The following is a 5,054-nucleotide window of genomic DNA, read 5'->3' as shown; positions in this document are numbered from 1 at the left end:
GACCAAACAATTGATTGCGGTCGCCGTGGCGCATGTGACCCAGTGTCCCTATTGCATCCGAGGCCACACCAAGGCTGCTCTTAAGGCAGGCGCCAGCCGTGAGCAAATCATGGAGGCCGTTTGGGTTGCCGCCGAAATGCGAGCGGGCGCCGCCTATGCGCATTCGCTGTTGGCGCTGGATACGATGCGCGAGGAAGATGCCAAAATCGATCCCGCGTAGTCGCGCCAGCGTGCTGTATCGACCGGCGAAGCAAATCGCAGACGATTGCGGCGCGCTGGCCGACCGATGCCCAGATGCTGAATTTCCACTTTCTGCTCAGGCAGCTCGGTTGCGCTGACCAACGCATCTCACAGTCCGTAGATACAGGAGAATCCTGAACATGGCCTCGAACTCGGCTGAGGACATCCCCGCTCAGCATGTGGCGATGCTGGCGACAGTGCAACGCATGCGCTTGGGCTTGCTCGTCGGCAACCTGATCGAGGCGCGCGCCGCACGCGATGTGCTGCAAGGCTTGCACGCAGCCCATATCGCGCTCGAAGAAACCGCGCTGATTCCGAAGCTGCCGACCAGCGCACGCTGGTCGGCAAAGGTCTATCTGGCCGAACATGCCAAGCTGAGCGCGATGCTCGGCGAATGGCGCGAGATCTTGGCACGACAACCTGACCGACTCGATCCGCCCGAACAACGTCTAACGCTGCTCGACGCCTCCGCGCCTTTGCAGCATCTGCTCGAACATCATTTCGAGCGTGAAGAAAAGGGCTTGTTGATCGAAACCCGGCGCTGAGCCGCGCTCAAGCCGTGGACAGCGGCACGGCGACGAACTTGCGCAGCGCAGGATTGAGGCAGTCTGCCAAGGTTGTTTCGTTGAGTGCGGCATAGAACGCGCGGCGGGCGCGTTCGAGTTTGGGCCGCAAGGCGCAAAAGCCGGTGAGCAGGCACTGGCCGCCATCGTCGCGGAAACACTCGGTCAGCGGGGCGTCGTCTTCCAGCCATTGCAACACCTCACCGATGCGAATGGCTGTGGCGCGCCTGGCGAGCCTGACGCCACCGCCGGCGCCGCGCGTGGTCTGCACATACCCCCCGGCGGCAAGGCGTTGCAGCACCTTGATGAGGTGATCGCGCGAAATATCGAGCTTGGTCGCAAGCTCGACGCTCGACCAGGTCTCGCGTTCGCTGCCGGCCAGCACGAGCAGGGCGCGTAGGCCAAAATCGGAAAAAGAAGACAGCCGCATGGTGGAATCCTTCAGAAGAGGTATTGCAAATACTACTAAAGAATTTTATAGTGGAATTCATTCTACCTTTTTATAGCTCCACGTCATTGATTTGCACAGGACTTTCTGCCATGCACACCCAAGACCTCCCAGCAAGCTCCTCCTCACCGCTCGCCGCCCTCCCCCTGGGCCAACTGGCGCGCGATCTACCTGGTTCCACCGCCGTGTTCCGACGCCACCGGTTGGACTTCTGCTGCGGTGGCGACATGACCCTGGAAGCGGCCGCGCAGGCGCGCCAGCTCGACCTGGCGACTATTGAGCGCGAACTCGCGGAGTTGAGCCCGCAGGCGCTGGATGACACGCCGAGCGACCCCGACGCCCTGATCGACCTCATCGTCAGCCGCTTCCACGACGTGCACCGGCGCGAGCTGCCGGAATTGATCACCCTGGCCGCCAAAGTCGAGCGCGTGCACAAGGACCATGCCGAGGTGCCGACCGGTCTGGCTGCCCTGCTCCAGGAGATGCTCGACGAACTGCAGGAGCATATGCAAAAGGAAGAACAGATCCTGTTCCCGATGATGCGCCGCAATCCCGGTGCGGTTCTCACCCCGCCGATCTCACGCATGCGCGCCGAGCATGATGACCACGGCCGGATGCTGCAACGCGTGCAGGATCTCACCCGCGATCTGAGGCTGCCCGCCGAGGCGTGCAACACATGGCGCGCGCTGTATGCAGGTCTGGACAAGTTCACCGCCGATTTCATGCAGCACGTCCACACCGAAAACAACATCCTGTTCCCGCAGTTCGAAGAACAGGCGTGAAGCCTGCTGCGCTGCCCTCCTCTTTCAACCCCGACTCACTTCAACCCAAGGAACCCACCATGGAACCCCTCACCGTCGTCAACCAACCCCACTCCCACCGCCGCGCAGACCGCGTCTATCCCTTCGACGCCAGCGGCATCGCCAAGCGCTTTCGCCATGCCGCCATCTTCGGCGCGCTGAATGCGCTGGAGCCGGGAGAGACCATGGCGTTTTTCAACGACCATGATCCCCTGCCGCTGCTGGCACAGATCGCGCAGCATTTCGGTGACAAGGTACGCATCGAATACGTCAGCCGCTCGCCCGAAGGGGTGCAAATCGACTTTCACGTGCAAGACGTGCAAGCCGGCGCCTGAGGCGAAGGATCGAACCGACGGCGGCTGAGCGGCGAAGCTGAGCGGCCCCGCCTGGCTGCGCCGGATCACCCACTCACCACAGCCCCGCCTGCAGCCGTGCCGCCTCGGACATGCGCTCCAGGCTCCACGGCGGGTCCCAGACGAGTTCCACGTTCACTCGCGCGATTCCTGGAATGCGTCGCACCTTGTCCTCGACCTCGGCGGTGAGGATGTTTCCCATGCCGCAGCCGGGTGCGGTCAGCGTCATGTCGATGTCCACCGCCCAAGCGGCGCCGCTGGCGTCGGTCGGTTGCACGTCCAGGCGATAGATCAGACCCAGCTCCACGATATTGACCGGAATTTCCGGGTCGTAGCAGGTGGCGAGTTGTTCCAGCACGGCATTTTCGGCTTCCTCGCACGTCGTTGGCGCGGGAATGTCTTGCCGCTGCCCGTCATTCAGCCCAAGCGCATCGGCATAGCGGCCGTCGATGCGGTACATGCGGCCCTCGGACACCACGGTGACGTGGCTGCCCAGCCGTTGGGTGATGCGTACCTCGGTGCCCTGCAGCAAGGTTCCGGCAGTGCCCAGCGGCACCAGGGTCGCGGGGACGTCGCGCTGCAGGATGATGGGGCCAGAGTCGATGGGTTCGTCCATGGTCAACCCTCCGGCGTGGACAGCTCTTCGGTGCGCGCCACCTGCGCGGTTTGAGTGAGCGCGTTGCGCAGGGTATGCCAGGCGAGCATGGCGCACTTCACTCGCGCGGGAAACTGCCTCACGCCTGCGAGCACGGCGAGTTTGCCCAGACCGGCCTCGGCGCCGGTGTCGCCATCGACCAGGATGCCGTGCATCTGTACGAACAAAGTCAGTGCCTCGTCCACACGCTTGCCCTTGACCGCTTCGGTCAGCAGCGAGCCCGACGCGGTGGAAATCGCGCACCCCTCGCCGGTAAAGGCCACGTCCTGGATGCAGCCCGCGTCGTCCACAAACAATTCGAGTTCAAGGCGGTCGCCGCACAGCGGGTTGTCACCCTGCGCGCAGCGGTTGGGCTGCGGCAAATGGCCGAAGTGTCTGGGCCTGCGGTAATGATCGAAGATCACGTCCTGGTAGAGGTCGCGCAGGTCGGGAGGGGCATCGTCGGATGGGCTGTCAGGCATGGGTCGTGGACTCCGTGTTTAGGCGGCAAACATCACCTGCGCCTTGCGCACCGCGCGCACCAGTGCGTCGATGTCGTCTTCGCCGTTGTAAAGACCGAGCGATGCCCGAGCCATCGCCGCGACGCCGTAGCGTTGCATCAGCGGCATCGCGCAGTGGTGGCCGGCGCGGATGGCGACTCCCTCGGCATCGGCGATGGTGCCGAGGTCGTGGGCGTGAAGACCGTCGATGTTGAAGGAGATGACGCCGATCTTGTCCGGAACCGTGCCGTAGATGCGAAGCCCGGGGATGCGGGAAAGCGCGCTTTGCGCCCACTCCAACAGCGTGCGCTCGTGCTGCGCGATGGCGTCCCAGCCGAGGCCCTGCACGAAGTCGATCGCAGCGGCCAGGCCCACCGCGCCAGTGATGTGCGGAGTGCCGGCCTCGAAACGGGTTGGCGGATCGGCGTAGGTGGTGCGTTCGAAGCTGACGCTGCGGATCATGTCGCCGCCGCCCTGATACGGCGGCATCGCGGCCAGCATCTCGGCGCGGCCCCACAGCACACCGATGCCGGTGGGGCCGTAGAGCTTGTGACCGGAGAAGACATAGAAGTCGCAACCCAGCGCCTGCACGTCCACCGGCAGATGCGCCACGGCTTGCGCGCCATCGACCAGCACCGGCACGCCGCGCGCATGGGCAAGCTGCGCCACGCTCGCCACATCGTTGACGGTGCCCAGTACGTTCGAGACATGGGTGACGGCCAGCATGCGCGTGCGCGGCCCGAGTAGCTCCGGCAAGGCCTGCAGATCGAGCGCGCCGTCGTCGCGGATCGGCGCCACGCGCAATTTGGCACCGGTGGCATCGCACACCACCTGCCAGGGCACGATGTCGGCATGGTGCTCCATCGCCGTCACCAGCACCTCGTCGCCGGGCTGCAGGCGCGGCCGTGTGTAGCTTTGTGCGACCAGATTGATCGCTTCGGTGGCGCCACGCACGAACACGATCTCGCCGGCGCTGCGGGCGTGGACAAAGGCCGCAACCTTGGCCCGCGCGGCCTCGAAGGCGTCGGTGGCGCGCTGCGACAGCGCATGGACGCCGCGGTGGATGTTGGCGTAATCGCGCAGTTCGAAGGCGCGCATGGCGTCGAGCACGGCCAGCGGTTTTTGCGTCGTCGCCGCATTGTCCAGATACACCAGCGGCTTGCCGTGCACCGTCTGGGCGAGGATGGGGAAATGATCGCGGATCGCCGAAAGTTGCGGCGCGGGACGCGATGGCGATTCAAACGCATTCATGCCGAAACCTCTGAGGCTTCGATTGCCAGACCGCGCCGTGCGGCAAGCCGTGTGCGCACCTGTGCGCGCAAGGGCTCCCAGCCGATGTCGGGCAGGGCTTGCGCCACGAAGGCCTGCACCAGCAGGGCGCGAGCGAGCGGCGCAGCGATGCCGCGCGACTGCAGATAAAACAGCGCCTCGGCGTCGAGCTGACCGACCGTGGCGCCGTGGCTGCAAAGCACGTCGTCCGCGTCGATCTGCAGTTGCGGACGGGTATCGGCCTCGG

Annotated in this window: 9 protein-coding genes; 4 read left to right on the top strand and 5 right to left on the bottom strand. The window is 64.8% G+C overall.

All coding sequences use genetic code 11. From position 1 onward, the window contains the following. Both AC2VLV_RS01490 and AC2VLV_RS01485 read left to right on the top strand, forming a co-directional pair. Positions 1–220: carboxymuconolactone decarboxylase family protein (locus tag AC2VLV_RS01490; RefSeq protein ID WP_486988319.1), on the top strand; the 220-nt coding region annotated here is incomplete at its 5' end. Between the two features lie 160 nt (positions 221–380). Continuing rightward, positions 381–785, top strand: coding sequence for a hypothetical protein (locus AC2VLV_RS01485; protein ID WP_486988318.1), 405 nt, complete (start codon positions 381–383; stop codon positions 783–785). 7 nt (positions 786–792) lie between these two features. Here AC2VLV_RS01485 and AC2VLV_RS01480 read toward each other — a convergent pair whose 3' ends face one another. Continuing rightward, complete coding sequence (locus AC2VLV_RS01480; protein WP_486988317.1) at positions 793–1,233, bottom strand: RrF2 family transcriptional regulator; 441 nt, start codon at positions 1,231–1,233, stop codon at positions 793–795. A gap of 110 nt (positions 1,234–1,343) precedes the next feature. Here AC2VLV_RS01480 and ytfE point away from each other — a divergent pair, with 110 nt between their 5' ends. Both ytfE and AC2VLV_RS01470 read left to right on the top strand, forming a co-directional pair. Beyond that, complete coding sequence (ytfE, locus tag AC2VLV_RS01475; protein ID WP_486988316.1) at positions 1,344–2,033, top strand: iron-sulfur cluster repair protein YtfE; 690 nt, start codon at positions 1,344–1,346, stop codon at positions 2,031–2,033. Positions 2,034–2,092: 59 nt separating this feature from the next. Next, positions 2,093–2,386, top strand: a complete 294-nt coding sequence (locus tag AC2VLV_RS01470; RefSeq protein ID WP_013106747.1) for a DUF2249 domain-containing protein — start codon at positions 2,093–2,095, stop codon at positions 2,384–2,386. A 73-nt stretch (positions 2,387–2,459) separates the two neighbouring features. Here the strand turns inward: AC2VLV_RS01470 and sufT are convergent, their stop codons facing one another. The 4 genes from sufT to AC2VLV_RS01450 all read right to left on the bottom strand — a co-directional run. Further along, positions 2,460–3,020 carry a putative Fe-S cluster assembly protein SufT gene (gene sufT, locus AC2VLV_RS01465; protein WP_486988315.1) on the bottom strand — a complete coding sequence of 187 codons (561 nt, stop codon included), beginning with the start codon at positions 3,018–3,020 and terminating at the stop codon, positions 2,460–2,462. A gap of 2 nt (positions 3,021–3,022) precedes the next feature. Next, positions 3,023–3,520 carry a Fe-S cluster assembly sulfur transfer protein SufU gene (gene sufU, locus AC2VLV_RS01460; protein WP_486988314.1) on the bottom strand — a complete coding sequence of 166 codons (498 nt, stop codon included), beginning with the start codon at positions 3,518–3,520 and terminating at the stop codon, positions 3,023–3,025. An 18-nt stretch (positions 3,521–3,538) separates the two neighbouring features. Next, complete coding sequence (locus AC2VLV_RS01455) at positions 3,539–4,789, bottom strand: aminotransferase class V-fold PLP-dependent enzyme (protein WP_486988313.1); 1,251 nt, start codon at positions 4,787–4,789, stop codon at positions 3,539–3,541. Continuing rightward, a partial coding sequence (locus AC2VLV_RS01450; RefSeq protein WP_486988312.1) for a SufD family Fe-S cluster assembly protein occupies positions 4,786–5,054 on the bottom strand: 269 nt, incomplete at its 5' end. The genes AC2VLV_RS01455 and AC2VLV_RS01450, both read right to left, overlap by 4 nt.

This window comes from Thiomonas sp. TH-17 (genome assembly GCF_057473305.1).
Note: the sequence above shows the minus strand (reverse complement) of the source record. Positions and strands in the feature narration are given on the sequence as shown.

What these genes read in the sequence shown, in the direction of transcription:
- AC2VLV_RS01480 (WP_486988317.1), bottom strand. Translation starts at nt 1,233, where the DNA reads ATGCGGCTGTCTTCTTTTTCCGATTTTGGCCTACGCGCCCTGCTCGTG.
- AC2VLV_RS01485 (WP_486988318.1), top strand. Translation starts at nt 381, where the DNA reads ATGGCCTCGAACTCGGCTGAGGACATCCCCGCTCAGCATGTGGCGATG.
- ytfE (WP_486988316.1), top strand. Translation starts at nt 1,344, where the DNA reads ATGCACACCCAAGACCTCCCAGCAAGCTCCTCCTCACCGCTCGCCGCC.
- AC2VLV_RS01470 (WP_013106747.1), top strand. Translation starts at nt 2,093, where the DNA reads ATGGAACCCCTCACCGTCGTCAACCAACCCCACTCCCACCGCCGCGCA.
- AC2VLV_RS01455 (WP_486988313.1), bottom strand. Translation starts at nt 4,789, where the DNA reads ATGAATGCGTTTGAATCGCCATCGCGTCCCGCGCCGCAACTTTCGGCG.
- sufU (WP_486988314.1), bottom strand. Translation starts at nt 3,520, where the DNA reads ATGCCTGACAGCCCATCCGACGATGCCCCTCCCGACCTGCGCGACCTC.
- sufT (WP_486988315.1), bottom strand. Translation starts at nt 3,020, where the DNA reads ATGGACGAACCCATCGACTCTGGCCCCATCATCCTGCAGCGCGACGTC.